General features: G+C 60.7%; 10 protein-coding genes. 3 read left to right on the top strand and 7 right to left on the bottom strand.

Annotation, left to right across the window (positions count from 1 at the left end):
• Nucleotides 1-121 precede the first annotated feature (121 nt).
• From RGM2987_RS23045 to RGM2987_RS23035, 3 genes are all read right to left on the bottom strand, one after another.
• Nucleotides 122-559, bottom strand: coding sequence for an AprI/Inh family metalloprotease inhibitor (locus RGM2987_RS23045; protein ID WP_245145116.1), 438 nt, complete (start codon nucleotides 557-559; stop codon nucleotides 122-124).
• A gap of 140 nt (nucleotides 560-699) precedes the next feature.
• The gene (locus tag RGM2987_RS23040; protein ID WP_245145115.1) at nucleotides 700-2,157 is read right to left on the bottom strand and encodes a serralysin family metalloprotease; all 1,458 of its coding nucleotides are present in this window, start codon (nucleotides 2,155-2,157) and stop codon (nucleotides 700-702) included.
• Between the two features lie 324 nt (nucleotides 2,158-2,481).
• Nucleotides 2,482-3,387 (bottom strand): LysR family transcriptional regulator, encoded by a 906-nt coding sequence (locus RGM2987_RS23035; RefSeq protein ID WP_245145114.1) that lies wholly within the window; start codon nucleotides 3,385-3,387, stop codon nucleotides 2,482-2,484.
• A gap of 131 nt (nucleotides 3,388-3,518) precedes the next feature.
• Between RGM2987_RS23035 and RGM2987_RS23030 the strand changes: the two genes are divergently transcribed.
• Both RGM2987_RS23030 and RGM2987_RS23025 read left to right on the top strand, forming a co-directional pair.
• The gene (locus tag RGM2987_RS23030; protein ID WP_245145113.1) at nucleotides 3,519-4,967 is read left to right on the top strand and encodes an MFS transporter; all 1,449 of its coding nucleotides are present in this window, start codon (nucleotides 3,519-3,521) and stop codon (nucleotides 4,965-4,967) included.
• A gap of 193 nt (nucleotides 4,968-5,160) precedes the next feature.
• Complete coding sequence (locus RGM2987_RS23025; RefSeq protein ID WP_245145112.1) at nucleotides 5,161-5,439, top strand: DUF1652 domain-containing protein; 279 nt, start codon at nucleotides 5,161-5,163, stop codon at nucleotides 5,437-5,439.
• Between the two features lie 139 nt (nucleotides 5,440-5,578).
• Here RGM2987_RS23025 and RGM2987_RS23020 read toward each other — a convergent pair whose 3' ends face one another.
• Nucleotides 5,579-8,050, bottom strand: a complete 2,472-nt coding sequence (locus tag RGM2987_RS23020; RefSeq protein WP_245145111.1) for a UvrD-helicase domain-containing protein — start codon at nucleotides 8,048-8,050, stop codon at nucleotides 5,579-5,581.
• Nucleotides 8,051-8,285: 235 nt separating this feature from the next.
• Here RGM2987_RS23020 and RGM2987_RS23015 point away from each other — a divergent pair, with 235 nt between their 5' ends.
• Nucleotides 8,286-8,981, top strand: a complete 696-nt coding sequence (locus RGM2987_RS23015; RefSeq protein ID WP_245145110.1) for a pirin family protein — start codon at nucleotides 8,286-8,288, stop codon at nucleotides 8,979-8,981.
• Between the two features lie 179 nt (nucleotides 8,982-9,160).
• On the opposite strand, the gene pgm is transcribed toward RGM2987_RS23015, so the two are convergent.
• The 3 genes from pgm to RGM2987_RS23000 all read right to left on the bottom strand — a co-directional run bounded on the left by pgm (nucleotide 9,161) and on the right by RGM2987_RS23000 (nucleotide 13,884).
• Nucleotides 9,161-10,807 (bottom strand): phosphoglucomutase (alpha-D-glucose-1,6-bisphosphate-dependent), encoded by a 1,647-nt coding sequence (pgm, locus tag RGM2987_RS23010; RefSeq protein WP_245145109.1) that lies wholly within the window; start codon nucleotides 10,805-10,807, stop codon nucleotides 9,161-9,163.
• Between the two features lie 92 nt (nucleotides 10,808-10,899).
• Nucleotides 10,900-12,297: a PLP-dependent aminotransferase family protein gene (locus RGM2987_RS23005; protein WP_245145108.1), complete on the bottom strand. Its 1,398-nt coding sequence runs from the start codon at nucleotides 12,295-12,297 to the stop codon at nucleotides 10,900-10,902.
• 96 nt (nucleotides 12,298-12,393) lie between these two features.
• Entirely contained in the window at nucleotides 12,394-13,884 is a 1,491-nt protein-coding gene (locus RGM2987_RS23000) for a hypothetical protein (protein WP_245145107.1), read from the bottom strand.
• Nucleotides 13,885-14,520: the final 636 nt, after the last annotated feature.

The following is a 14,520-nucleotide window of genomic DNA, read 5'->3' as shown; positions in this document are numbered from 1 at the left end:
TTCGCCAGGGAACTGGGCGTGTTATTCAAGCGGTTTATCTTTAATCATCAATGTTGGCCACATCGACGCGCGCGCCTTATCTAACGCGCGTACCTGGAACATTGCTCAACACAGTAAATCGTTAATCTTTGCTCGGCGGTTTGTTGCGCTCCAGCCGTAGTGTCAATCCGGACTTTAATAGGACTTGATATTGATGTTCACGCCGCAATCCCAAGTGAACTCTCAAGTTCTGCCGACCAATCAAGGAAAGTCCGTCGGGTTCGGTGAACCATTGAACCGGCTCCTGTCCCAACCAGTGGCCCAGGCAATCGGTTTGCCCAGCCAGGGTCTGGTCGGCCTTGAGCTCAATCAGGCAAACGTTGGAGGGTTTGTCCTGCATCGCCTGGGTTTGTGCGTCTTCATCTGGACCCGACAACACGGCCTGCCATTGACCTGCCAACTGCGAGGGTTCCATTAACAACAGACTGCGGGCCATGACAGCTTCTCCGGACAACATCATCAGCGTGGCGAGCAGCACCGCAAAGGCTTGGGTGCTGCGACGTATGAAATCTTTTCTCATTTTCCTTGCGTCATCACACAGTTCAGCATTTGAAATGAGTTGTGGCGAGGGAGCTTGCTCCCGCTCGGGCGCGCAGCGGCCGCCATCTCTTGGAGGCGCTCCGCACCTCAGCGGGAGCAAGCTCCCTCGCCACAGGGGCATCAGGCCACGATGTCCGAAACTGCTGCCTGGCCGACGGTGCTGACCAGGAAGTCAGCCACGCCATGCCCGGAGAAGTCCACCGACAACAGGCTGTTGCCGCCGGACGTCGACAGCACTGCATCGCCCGCCGCACCCGTGAAAGCATTCACGAAGTGCAGGCCCGCGCCTTTGGTGATGCCGGTCAGGTCGATCTTGTCCAGGCCGCTGACAAAATCGAGGAGCTGGTCCACCGTCCCCGGCCGCGAGTCGGAACTGGCGGCAAACACGAAGGTGTCCGAGCCTGCGCCGCCCCACAGTTTGTCCGCACCGCCGGCGCCCCACAGGATATCGTTGCCGGCGCCACCCTTGAGCTCGTTGGCCACCGCGTTGCCGATCAACAGGTCGCTGCCCGAACCACCGATGGCGTTTTCGACGACCGCGCCCTTGGCGATGGACACGTTGCCCACCAGGCCGCCAACGTCGGAAAACGACGCGTCATTGAGGTTGATTTTCTGGTTCTGGGTGAAGCCGGAGAAATCCAGGGTGTCGCGGCCGCCCGCGTCCCACACCGAGAACACCACCTTGTCCGAGGACGAGGATGCGCTGAGGAAATCGCGGCCGGCATTGGAGTTGAAACCGTAGGTGGTGTCACCGGTGCGCGTGCTGGTGTTGGCCCCGTAAAGCTTCTGGATCGCGGCAATGTCGTCCATCAGCGGGCCCGAGGAATAGGCTTCCACCCCGCCCTTGCTGAAGTTCTGGCTGGTATTGCTCTCACTCCAGTAGCTCATGACGCTGTAGCCACGGGTGTCCTGGCCATAGGTGGCGTCATCGTAGGTCGGCGCGCCTTCGCCGGCGTTGTAGTCACCGGGGTGGGCCAGGCCCAGGGTGTGACCGATCTCGTGGGTCAAGGTCTGGCGCCCGTAGTTGTTCAGGTCCGGATTCTTGTTCTGGGTGTAGCTGCTGTTGATCAGGTACCACGACGTTCCATCGTAGCCGGCACCGGTCCCCGGCAGGTAGGCAAACGCCGCCGCACCGTCCTGGCCGCCGCTGTAGTTGCCGAAGGTCATGTGCCCGTCGCCACCGCTGGCTTTCTCGGTGAAGGTGACATTCGCCACGTCGGCCCAGGATTGCATGGCAAGTGCTGCCTGGGCTTTTTGCTGGGCGCTGAACTGGCTGAAGCCGCTGATCCCATGCTTGTTCAGGGTGCTGGACGAAGCCGAGGTCAGGAAGGTATAGGTCAACTCGATCTTGCCGCTGCCATCGTGGTCCTGATAGGCCGCGCCGTCACGCAGCAACTGCGTGGCCGCCTGGTCGACGGAGTACGAAGGCTTGCCGTTGACGGTCAGGTTGCCGCCCCGGTCGTATTGGTGGCTGAAACTATTGATCTGGTTGAATGCAGTACTGGGGGCAGCCAATGCTTGCGGGGCCCATGGCAGTTGCTCTGCGGAATCAATAGCGCTGTTTTTGACTTTCGACATAAACACACTTCCTTGTTTGCAAATGGAACAGTTTTTATTGGATAGGCGATCTCTGGCGAGATCGTCCAATCACTCGCCCAATGAGGACGTAAGAAAGCTGACACAATTGGAAATCAAACGTCTAGCAATTTTTTCCGCCAGACGTTCTGGACTAACCGTTTAAATCGCAATGCAGACCAGCTTGGTCCCATTAATACGGGGAGCGAGAAGCCGAAACTTGTGATTGTCCGACAATTTGTTATTTAAATATTAAATATCGGTAACTTGCTGTATGCGCAAAGCGCCTCTGCCAAGTGCCAGCGAAGTGCTATTAATTAATACCTACTAGTTGTCTGTAGTTTTACGGCTGCACACTTCCCGCAGACAGCCACGAAGCCAGCGATGCACCGGATCGGCATCCATGCGTGGATGCCAGAGCATGGCAATCGTGAACGCCGGAATCGCAAACGGCAGCGTGAAGCTGTGCATGCCGGCCCGCAAGCGGGTGGTGTAGCGTTCAGGCACCGTGGCGATCAGGTCGCTTGCGCGGGCGAGTCCCAACGCCGAGGAGAAACCCGGGACGGTGGTGATGATTTCCCGCGACAGGTTCAACCGCGTCAGTGCCTGATCGACCGGCCCTTGGTCGAGGCCGCGCATGGAAACACCAATGTGCCCGCCAGCCGCATAGTCAGGGGCGCTGACGGTAGCCTGGCTCAGCGAGTGACCGGAGCGCACCACGCCGATCAAGCGGTCGCCGAACAGCGCCTGGGTGCGCAGTTCCGGGCTGGTGTCTTGGTCTACCACGGCCGTTTCCAGATCCGCAGTGCCCTCGCGCAACGCCGTGCTGTCCTTGCTGGCTTTCTCGACGAAACGCAGGCGTACGCCGGGCGCTTGCGCGGAGATGTGGGCAATCAGGTCGATGGCGAAATTTTCCACGAAGCCCTCGCGAGTGCGCAACGTGAAGGTGCGGGACAGGCGGCTCAGATCCGGCACTTGCACCGGGCGCAACGCGGATTGGGCGTCCTGCACCAGTTGACTGACCTGCTCACGCAACTGCAACGCACGAGGGGTCGGTACCAGGCCGCGCCCGGCTCGCACCAGCAATGGGTCGCCGGTGGTTTCCCGCAATCGCGCCAGTGCCCGGCTCATGGCCGAGGAGCTCAGGCGCAAGCGCTTGGCGGCGCGAGCTACGCTGCCTTCGGACAACAGCACATCAAGGGTCACCAGCAAATTCAGATCGGGCGAGGACATGACGGGATCCTGTCATTCAATGGGTGGCGTCTGGTGCAGCTATAACGTGCAACTGCTGCGCCTTCCGCCATGCTATGCCCAAGCGTAACGTTGCGACAGCTCTGTTTCGAGCGCCGCACACAAGGTGAATCATGAAACTGCTCAAATCCGGATCCGGCCTTCCGGCCCAGCGACGCCTTTCATCCCGCTGGGCCTTGGCCAGCCTCGCGCTCTCGACCCTGCTGGCCTCCCTTGGTGCGAGTGTCGCCACAGTAGGCCTGCCGACACTGGCCCAGGCGCTCGATGCCTCTTTCCAGCAGGTGCAATGGGTAGTGCTGGCATACCTGCTGGCGATTACCACGCTGATCGTCAGTGTCGGCCGGCTGGGTGACCTGATCGGACGCCGCAAGCTGCTGCTGATGGGAATCGCGCTGTTCACCCTCGCCTCTGCCCTGTGCGGCGTGGCACCTTCACTGGGGTGGCTGGTTGCGGGCCGTGCACTGCAAGGCCTGGGCGCCGCCGTGATGATGACGCTGACCCTGGCGCTGGTTGGCGAAACGGTTGCCCAGGAAAAGACCGGCAGCGCGATGGGGCTGCTGGCTACCCTATCGGCAGTCGGTACGGCCCTCGGGCCGAGCATGGGCGGCCTGCTGATCAGCCGTTTTGGCTGGCAGGCGCTGTTCCTGGTCAATGTGCCCCTTGGCTTGCTTACGCTATTGCTGGCGTGGCGCGCCTTGCCTTCAAGACCGACCGCAAACGCCGAGCGTACTCGCTTCGATGTGACCGGCACCCTGCTGTTGGCGCTTGCCCTGGCCGCCTATGCCCTGGCGATGACCACAGGGCGCGGCGATTTCGGCTGGGTGAACGGCGCCCTGCTGCTGGCGGCCGTCTGTGGCGGTGGTCTGTTCATCCTGTCCCAGACCCGGGCTGCAGCGCCGCTGATCCACCTGGCGCTGTTCCGCGACCGGCAACTGGTATCGGGCCTGGCAACCAGCGCGCTGGTCGCGACAGTGATGATGGCAACGCTGCTGGTCGGGCCCTTCTACCTGTCCATTGCCCTTGGATTACCCGCAACCCTGGTGGGCCTGGTGCTGACGGCAGGTCCCTGCGTCGCCGCCCTCGCCGGGGTGCCGGCCGGGTACCTGGCAGACCGCTTCGGCGTGGTGCCCATGCGGCGCGCCGGATTGGCGACCCTGGTCCTTGGTTGCCTTATGCTGTCGCTGGTGACTCCGGGCCTGGGCATCGTCGGCTACGTCACATCCATCGTGGTGACGACTTTTGGCTACGCCCTTTTCCAGACCGCCACCAACACGGCAGTGATGGCCGGCGTGGCGGCGAACAGACGAGGCGTCATCGCGGGGCTGCTCAATCTTTCTCGCAACCTGGGGTTCTTTACCGGGGCATCGGTGCTGGGCGCGATATTCGCGGCAGCCTCGGCGATGGACGACACCCGCCAGGCGACGCCTGAAGCGCTAACCGACGGGCTGCACATGACCTTTGGCATAGCCTTGGCGTTGATGGTCCTGGCCTTGGTCACTGCCTTCAGATACCGCGTTCCAGAGCCGTCCGACAACCACCAGCAAGTCACCTGCGAACGGTGATGGCATTCCATACATCAAGACTTAAGTCGTGATCCAGATCAAAAAAACTGAACCAATCGCAAAACGGACTGAAAAAAGCCACGTGACTTTCATTTTCCGGTGCTATTTTTAGTTCTCACTGGTAGAGCCATGAAGACTCTTCCATCCTGACATAAGCAAAAGGAAGCGCTTGATTGAAGAAGGTGGGCAACACATGAATAAAGGATCTTTCAGCAAAGTTACCTTCCCTAACGCCTGCCAGTTGATGCGCTGGCATTTCCATCCCATGGGATTCGAAGCCAGTATGGACGCGCCTGGCAGCATGGTCGCCCGCCTGTTCGACCGTGCCAGCGGCGAAACCATGATCGCCATCGCCGGTATTCCCTGCGCAACCGTGATGAATGCCCCGGACGTGGAGCGCATCATCGAAGCGGTGGAGGCCGAGCTGGAATCCTTCGTGCCGCCGATCGGCTTGCGACGGTTTGCTTCCTGATCTGAATCTACTCCACCTGTGGCGAGGGAGCTTGCTCCCGCTGGGCTGCGAAGCGGCCATTTTTTGTGGGCGCTTCGCACCCAAGCGGGAGCAAGCTCCCTCGCCACAATGATTCAACCCCACCTTTTCTGCCAACCCCTCAACTGTTGCGCACGCCCCGATAGTCAGCAAAGAACGGCTTGCCCTTCGCAATACGATCCGAAGCCTTCGGCGCGTTGGCGGCATGACCGTCCTGGCTGTCGACATACCAATAGCAATGCTGCACGGCCCGGGTGATGCCCACGTAAGCCAGACGCAGGATTTCGTCTTTCTGCGCCGTGTCGTAGGGCTCGGTATCGCCATCCTGGCCCAGCCCGGCCATCCGATAGACCTGGTTCTTGTACGGTGAGCTGGTCAGGTGCTGGCAGTCACCCAGCAAAAACACCGCATCGGCCTGCAGTCCCTTGGCGCTGTGATAGGTCATTTGCCGCAGGCGTCGCGCCTCGTATGGCAAGCTAGAATCCACATTAACTGTTGGCTGAATATGCTTTTCAATCAATAACTTATCGCTACTTTTTCGATACAGCATCAAGATTGAATCGCCCTGGCGATAGTGCTCATCCAGGCGCCGCGCCAGTCCTTCATCGTCTCGATCCAGCACATTGACCGGGCTCAGCGAGCGCGGTTGGCCGCTGGCCTTGGCTTTCTTGCCCGGAATGGCAGCCGCCGCCCGCACGACATGCTCGGCCGCATCAATGATGTATTGATGGCTGCGGTAGTTGTCGGTCAGCATCACTCGGGTCGTCGTCGGCGCCGGGAACTGCTTGTTGAATGCCATGAAGTAGCTTGGTGAGCTGCCACGCCAGCCGTATATCGATTGCCAATCATCACCGACACACAGCAAGGATGAGCGCTGCGCACCACGCCCTACGTGCATTGCCGGCCCACGCCTGCGCACTTCCCGCAGGCTGGCCCGCAACCAGGAGACGATCTGCGGCGAAACGTCCTGGAACTCGTCGATCATCAGATGTGACAGGGGTCGCAGCAGCTCATCGCTGAGCAGCTTGAAGTTTTCCGGCGTGTGCTCGCTGAACAGCGCGAACATCCGGTTGTAGGTCATGACCGGCGGCGACTGATCCAACAGGTGATCTTCAAAGGCCCGCCAGAAGCGGCTCAGGGCCTCGAAGAAATACCGATCCGGATCATCCTGGGCAAAAGACATGCGGCCCACCGCATCTGGCACATCGAGCCCGAGGTTCTCGATAAAGCCGGCCGCTGCCACAAAACAGTCAAGCAAAGGTGCCGAGCCCAGCTCACCCTTGACCTTGTAATCAAAGCCGGGGCCGGCGCTGGCGTCACCACCCAGGGAAGCCAAAACTCGCTTTGCCGATTCATAACCTTCCAACCAAATCATTGGCTTACGACAGAAAGCTTGAAACAAGGTTCGCTTAACCGCCCATTCCGCCCGGATACTCAATTTGGCGCCGGGACGACTGAGCCGGGCATCTTCCCGCGGATCAAAGCCCAGCATCACCCAGGCGTCCAGCGTCGGAATATAGCCATGACTGTAAAAGGTCGAGCCATTGATCTCGAAGGCTTGGCGCTTCGGCTCGATTCCCTTGATCGGCCAGGCTGCGGCACGCTGCCAGAGATCCTGCACGGCATCGCACAACGCTTTGTCACGCTGGGCGGCCAGTTCGGTGACGGCGATGCGCTTCTGCACATCGGGGTGATCGCGCTCCAACTCTTTTAGCTCAAGCGCATGCCGGGACAGCGGTTTGATCAGCTCACGGAAACGTTCGTCGCGCTGATACAGGCTGTGGTAGCAGGCGTTAAGCCGCTGGCGCTGGGCATCGTTGATCCGTAAGTCGAAGGGATTGCTGTCGCCCTCGGCATCGCTTGCCTCGGCACGGTGGCTCAAGGTTTCGAAGGCCTGGAGCCGCTCGAACCCGGGAAGACTGCGCACCATGGGCAGGATGCGCGAATGAAAGGTGCGCACCAGGTCGCGTGCCTCTCGGAGACTGATCGTCCGGCCCCACAGGCCGAATACCTCGATGAGTTTCTGGATGAAATCCTTGCGCGACTCCCGGGTAAACGTCACTACCGTCATCGAGTCCAACTCAAACCCCAGATAGTGGACCAGCAAGACAATCCGCAGCACCAGCGTCGTGGACTTACCCGCGCCCGCCCCGGCGACCACCGAGGTCGAGGGCGTGTCGCTGAAAATCATTTTCCACTGCGCGGCACTGGGCTGCGCATGGGCCGGCAACAACCGCGCAACGTCGGCCTTGATGCGCTTCTTCAGCTCGGCGGTAAGCGGCAGGCGCCAGTCATCGAACAACAGGTCATCGACTTGGGGTGCCGGATGCTCGGTGCTGCGCGAATCGCGGATCAGCAGGACCTGGCGCCCCGCTTCCAGCCCCTCGGCGTGGCCTTCTTTGTAACCATATTCAAAACCTGCGGTATGGCCACTACGAAATCCATCGGCTTGGCCGTGCAGCCATGAGGCCCGATGCTGGGCTCGCAAGCGAGTCAGGCCATGACCGAAGAACCGGGCGGCCAGGCGCTTGAGCCACGGCATTTGGGCCAGGGGCAGAAGTTCGGGGGGAAGATCGGGAGTGTGTTGCGACACGCGGGAGACTCCAGGTTCTGAACCAAGGCCGCTATGGTGTCTGGATTTAACGCTGTGTTCCAGCCAAAACCTTTCACGTCATGGGGTTAGGCGATGAAGTGAAAGTTGGCTCGCCGATAACAATCAAAATAGCCGATCGTTTTGACAGGTTTTTTACGCTTTTTATCGATGTATTTCTCGAAGAAGATGGTCGCCATCAACCAACGCTTTCCTACTAGCGGAGAAGGACACGATCATGCTCGAACTCAGGCCTTTCGCCTCCCTGGGCGCCGCCAACCATGGCTGGCTGGATGCACATCACCACTTTTCGTTCGCCGAATACTACGACCCCCAGCGCATGAACTGGGGCAACCTGCGGGTCTGGAACGACGACGTCATCGCCCCCGGCAGCGGTTTCCCTCAACACCCGCACCGGGACATGGAAATCATCACCTACGTGCGCGAAGGCGCTATCACCCATCAGGACAACCTGGGCAACAAGGGTCGTACTGAAGCCGGTGACGTGCAGGTCATGAGTGCGGGCACCGGCATCGCTCACAGCGAATACAACCTGGAATCGACCGCGACGCGGATCTTCCAGATCTGGATCATCCCCAACGAAGCAGGCCTGGCCCCATCGTGGGGCGCCAAACCGTTTCCCAAGGATTCGCGCGAAGGCTTCGTCACCCTGGCCAGCGGCAAGGCTGGCGATGACCAGAGCCTGCGCATCCGTGCCGATGCGCGATTGGTGGCGGCCAATCTGAAAGCGGGCGAAAGTGCAGAATATGTACTGGATGCGAGACGTCGGGCTTATCTTGTTCCGGCCACAGGCCGCATAGAAATCAATGGCTTACAGGCACAAGCTCGAGACGGCGTTGCGATAGAAAATGAACAGGTGTTGCGGGTGACCGCTATCGAGGACAGTGAAATCGTGCTCGTCGACTTGGCCTGACACCTGCTCCGGTGGCGAGGTTTTCGTGGCGAGGGAGCTTGCTCCCGCTCGGTCGGTCCGACGCCTCGGTTGCGAAGCGACCGCCGAAAAGCGAACTGCTGCGCAGTTCAGCGGGAGCGGGATCTCCCTCGCCACAGAAGCTCCCTCGCCACGAACAAGCGTCCCGCCACAGGCTTGGGTTATTGACCGCTGATAGCCCCGTCCACCAACGTCTGTGCCTCACTCACCAATTGCTTGAGGTGCTCATCGCCAATGAAGCTCTCGGCATAGATCTTGTAGATATCCTCGGTACCCGACGGACGCGCCGCGAACCAGCCGTTTTCGGTCATCACCTTCAGCCCGCCGATGGCCTGGTCGTTGCCCGGTGCGTGACTGAGGATGCTCTGGATCGTCTCGCCGGCCAATTCGGTGGAAGACACCTGCTCCGGTGACAACTTGCTCAACAGCGCTTTCTGCTGCGGACTCGCCTTGGCATCGACGCGCACCGAGAACGGTTCGCCCAGTTCGTCGGTCAGCGCGCGGTAGGCCTGGCTAGGGTCACGACCAGTGCGCGCGGTCATTTCAGCCGCCAGCAACGCCGGGATCAGGCCGTCCTTGTCGGTGCTCCAGACGCCGCCGTCCTTGCGCAGGAACGAGGCACCGGCACTTTCTTCCCCGCCGAAGCCCAGGGAGCCGTCGAACAGGCCGTCGGCAAACCATTTGAAACCGACCGGTACTTCATAGAGGCGCCGGCCCAGGCGCCTTGTCACACGATCGATCAGGCCACTGCTGACGACCGTCTTGCCCACTGCCGCATCGGCGCGCCATTGCGGACGATTCTGGAACAGGTAATCGATGGACACCGCCAGGTAATTGTTCGGCGCCAGCAGGCCACCGGATGGCGTCACGATGCCATGGCGATCATGGTCCGGGTCGCAGGCGAACGCGACGTCGAAGCGTTCCTTCAAGCCAATCAGCCCTTGCATGGCGTGGCTGGAAGACGGGTCCATGCGGATCTGGCCGTCCCAGTCGACTGTCATGAAGCGGAAGGTCGAGTCGACCGCCGTGTTCACCACGTCCAGGTCCAGGCGGTAATGCTCGGCAATCGCCGGCCAGTAGCGCACCCCTGCACCACCCAGTGGATCTACGCCCAGACGCAACCCGGCATCGCGGATGGCGTCGAAATCGATGACATTGATCAGGTCCGCCACGTAGGTGTTGACGTAGTCGTGGCGATGGGTGGTGTCGGCCTTCAGGGCTTGCTCGTAGCTGACGCGCTTGACGCCGGCCAACTGATTGGCCAGCAGTTCGTTGGCCTTGGCTTCGATCCACTTGGTGATGTGGGTGTCGGCCGGCCCACCGTTGGTGGGGTTGTACTTATAGCCGCCGCTTTGAGGCGGGTTATGGGACGGAGTAATCACGATGCCGTCCGCCAGGCCCGAGGTGCGGCCACGGTTGTAGCAAAGGATCGCGTGGGACACCGCCGGGGTCGGGGTGTATTCATCGCCCTCGGCGATCATCACCGTCACGCCGTTGGCGGCGAATACTTCCAGCGCGCTGGCGCCTGCGGGGGTCGACAGTGCATGGGTGTCGATGCCGACGAACAACGGCCCGTCGATACCCTGCGCCTGGCGGTACAGGCAGATCGCCTGACTGATCGCCAGCACGTGCCACTCGTTGAACCCCAGGTCGAAGGAGCTGCCGCGGTGACCGGAGGTGCCGAACGCCACACGCTGGGTTGCAACCGAAGCATCGGGGCGGCCGGTGTAATAGGCCGTCACCAGTCGCGGGATATCGATCAACAACTCTGCCGGTGCCGGCTTGCCCGCAAATGGACTGACTGTCATGCAAAACCTCTGGGTGAAGTGGCTCGGGGAATGGGATGCAGTTTACTGACAGTTCGACCCCGGCGCGATGGGTTCGATCCATCGCAGCCCCATCAAGATTGTTCGAGCCGCAAGGCATCAGCCAAAGCCCCAAGCACCGTGTCCAGATCCTGGCCCCCGCCCAAGGCATGGGTCAGGCGCATATGTTGCCCGTACAGGCCTTGGAGGCTGAACAGTTCTCCCGGCGCTATGACGATCCGCTGGGCCAGCAGGCGATGGAAAACCCGTCGCAGGTCCACCCGGCGCGTGGAGCGGATCCAGATCGTCGCACCGCCCTGGGGCTCGGCCCATTGCAGGCTGTCGCCGAGCCGCTCTCGAAGCAGTTGCGTCGCCGAAACGGCGCTGTCGCGCAGCATCCGACGCAGGATCAGCAGGTGCTGGTCAATTCGGCCGTTACTGTACAGACGAGCAATGGCCTTCTGGCGAATCGGCGACAACCGAAAGGCGCGGAGCAGGAAATGGCGTTGCAGATTCAAGGTCAACTGCCGTGACAGCACGTAGCCATAAGGCGCCTCCGGCCCGATGGTCTTCTCGAAGGTGGAATAGACGATCAGCCGGTCCGGGTCGAGCAGGTCCCGAAGCGGTGTAGTCCCGACCTCGAATGCAAGATCTGTGTAGCTGTCGTTCTCCAGCACCCAGGTGTCATGTCGCTGCAGCAACTGCGCAACGGCGCGGCGGTTCGCCTCACAGGCGAGTGTCGCCCTCGGCATGTTCAGGGTCGAGGACAGCACTACCAGACGCACCGTTTCACTGACGAGCAAGTGTTCCAGGTGCTCGACAGGGAGCTCGCCGCTCGCCAGCAGCGGCAATTCGATGACCTTGACCTCGGCGTCCTGCAATAAACGCAAGACTGCCCAATCGCAGGGCGATTCGACCAACACCACAGCGCCCCTGAGGGACAAAGCGGCGATCAGGATTTCCAGGACACCCCGCAGATCGGCTCCGATATAGACGTCCTCGGCGTTCCAGCAGCGGGCCGGCGAAGAGGTGTAGCGGGCCGCCAACGCGGTGCGCAGCTCCAGCTCGCCCCAGGGTTGCGGCGGCGTCTGCGCCGTGCGCGGATACTGGCGCAACAGCTCGCGTTCGAGCAACAACAGCGGACTGTCCAAGGGCTGCATCGCCGCCGGCTCATCCGCACTGAGCACGCGCATGCCCGGTCGCCGTGCATTGACGTACAACGTCTCGAGCAGGTCGCCGCCACCATCCACAGGCGTCACACTGGGCATCGGCAGCGCGTAATAACCGGACTTGGCGATTGAGTAGACGCGCCCTTCTTTCTCCAGCAACGAATAAGCGTACTGGATAGTGGAGATCGAGACGTTCAGCCGTTCGGCCAACTGCCGAAGCGATGGCAGGCGCACCCGGGCATCGCTTCCCAGCTCGTTGATCAGCGTGGTCAGGTACCGATAGACCGCCTGGTAGGCGAAGTCTGTCTCCCGCCCTCCTTTCATGGGTTCGAGCCGAACGTGCGGTCCGTTACCGGCCAGGGCCCTACATCGAGCACGCCGGCCGGGTACAGCATGGATGAGTCGGTCAAACCACGTACCTCAATGCCTGGCCGAACGTTCGCATGAACCATCGGCGTCCTGCCCGGCCTCTGCGCCATCGATGCCGTCAATCGCCAGTCGCAGATCGATCGCCGGTTGGGTTTCCGGTTGTTCGGGCAGTGCGACGCTCGCCTGGTACAGCTTGTTGAGTACGTCGACAGGCAGGCCACTGACCTCGACCATCCACTGCGTCACCTGGTCAGCGATGGGCCCGCCCTGCATGGCCTTGTGCAGGTCCGGCGTGGCCACGAGCATGCCGGGATGGCAGCAACGCAGGAAATTCTCCAGGCCGGCGCCCTGCTCCACGAACGGTGCGAACAGCATGCACACCAGTTGCGTTTCGTTGAGCCCGAGCAGTCTTAGCGTTTCTTCAGCCGCCTGGGCGCGGCGCTCAGGCACCGACGCCGGCGAACCGAACACCACCCGGGCCTGCTCGCACGCTTGTTTCGGCAATTGCTTGCGATGCATGATCATGATCGCCCGCTGCACATAATCCCCATAACCGGCCTCGTAGCTGCGCCCATGCAGGTAGCAGGCCTGCAAGCCGTGCAGATGAGCCAATAGCAGCGGGCTGAGGTTGCCGTTCTCGGGCGCTGGAGAAATGAAGTGCTCGGTCCGCACCCGCAGGAATTCACTGAAGAGCGGCCAGTTGGTTCCCTCCGAGCGGTCCACGGTCAGGTCGTCGATACCAATGTGGCTGACGCGCCGGCAGGCTTGGAACTGCACCTCCGGCTTCCACGCACCGTGGCGCTCGGGTCCGTAGAAATGCTGGTAGGGATCGCCCCCCAAGGTATCGAGGTGCGCAATGAGGCTGTCGAAACTGCTGGTGTTGTCGACCGTCAGGCCGATCTTGCGGGTTGCACGTCGCAAGCCCGACATGAATAGTTTTTGCTGGCGCGGCGTATTGTTGGTGATGAGTGAATCCACCCCCGCTTCCCAGCGAGCCATGTGCCGATAGAATTCGGCCATCGCCAGGTAGCCCTCGTCACCAATCTCCAACGGGCCGTTCACCGAGCGCAGGTGCCCCAACAGCAGCATGTCCATGCGATTGGCATGGTGCCCCGCCGCCGACAGTGGCTGCTTGTGGTTGAACGGCATCACCTCGCGGTTATCAGCCATCAGCAACTCGACCCGCGGATCGTCATAGACGAAAAGCGCGCTGTAGCAGCGATGGATGTTTTCCAGGGTCGCCTGGCTGGTCTCGCTCAGGCGGGGCGTGGCGACACGCAAGGTGAAGGTCACTGGGTGCCGACCCGCGATGCTCAGCTGTGCGGCGCGCAAGGCGGTCAGCACATAGAAACTCTCCCGGCTGCCGTTCTGGACCGTCAACACCCGATAATCGCCAATCCGGTCGATGCCTCCGGCGGCGACAATCAAACGCTGGATCAATAACTGCAACGCGGTCCGTTCCCCTCGGGAATAAAAACTCAACAGACGCTGCAATACCTGTTGATACACGTGGATCATTGCTTGTTCATGAATTGCACTCATAGCCATATACCTGGAAATTCAACTATCGGCGCCGCACCTGCACCAACGTGACTGCGCGACGTGTTGGTCTAGATGGTTTGTTCTAGTACTGAAGAGAGTATTGACAATACGACACGCTTTGCTTGTCGTAATTATTTGATACATGCATAGGGACTCGCCCCGCATGTTTCCCCCACCAGTCTGTAAGCCGCAGAAACACTGGGCCGTGTCGATTGGACGGCGCGTCCTAGGAGATTTCTGACAACGTCCCACAGACAATGAGTACGAGAATCAAGGAACATGCCTAAGTTAATTCTGCCGTCTGCCTCCCCCAGTCTTCTCCATAGTCGATAGAGAACAGCACCCCCAAAAACATTTCCTGTGTCTGGGGGGTGTTTTAAAAAGTGCCGACCTTCGAAAAAGTTATACCGCGCCACGACTTCGTCCTTGAGATTGAAATCAGCATTCAATTATCAGGACTTAAACAATGATTAGAAGATACAGATTAAAGGCAAAAACCAGTTCAGATGCGGGCAGGCAGACGTCGTGGGGCTTTAGACTTTGTCCCATGCAGCCCAAGGACCGTCGCAGGCAGCAGGAGCAGGCAACCGCGAGGGTCTGAAAAATTACTGAAGCAAAGGATGGGCGGTCAACCCG

Origin of the sequence: Pseudomonas sp. RGM2987 (assembly GCF_022952855.1) — a bacterium.
GTDB lineage: Bacteria > Pseudomonadota > Gammaproteobacteria > Pseudomonadales > Pseudomonadaceae > Aquipseudomonas.
Note: the sequence above shows the minus strand (reverse complement) of the source record. Positions and strands in the feature narration are given on the sequence as shown.

Bases quoted from the DNA above. Each gene is read 5' to 3' on its own strand.
- RGM2987_RS23025 (WP_245145112.1), top strand. From the start codon at position 5,161: ATGAATAAAGGATCTTTCAGCAAAGTTACCTTCCCTAACGCCTGCCAG.
- RGM2987_RS23045 (WP_245145116.1), bottom strand. From the start codon at position 559: ATGAGAAAAGATTTCATACGTCGCAGCACCCAAGCCTTTGCGGTGCTG.
- RGM2987_RS23005 (WP_245145108.1), bottom strand. From the start codon at position 12,297: ATGAAAGGAGGGCGGGAGACAGACTTCGCCTACCAGGCGGTCTATCGG.
- RGM2987_RS23030 (WP_245145113.1), top strand. From the start codon at position 3,519: ATGAAACTGCTCAAATCCGGATCCGGCCTTCCGGCCCAGCGACGCCTT.
- pgm (WP_245145109.1), bottom strand. From the start codon at position 10,807: ATGACAGTCAGTCCATTTGCGGGCAAGCCGGCACCGGCAGAGTTGTTG.
- RGM2987_RS23015 (WP_245145110.1), top strand. From the start codon at position 8,286: ATGCTCGAACTCAGGCCTTTCGCCTCCCTGGGCGCCGCCAACCATGGC.
- RGM2987_RS23035 (WP_245145114.1), bottom strand. From the start codon at position 3,387: ATGTCCTCGCCCGATCTGAATTTGCTGGTGACCCTTGATGTGCTGTTG.
- RGM2987_RS23040 (WP_245145115.1), bottom strand. From the start codon at position 2,157: ATGTCGAAAGTCAAAAACAGCGCTATTGATTCCGCAGAGCAACTGCCA.
- RGM2987_RS23000 (WP_245145107.1), bottom strand. From the start codon at position 13,884: ATGAGTGCAATTCATGAACAAGCAATGATCCACGTGTATCAACAGGTA.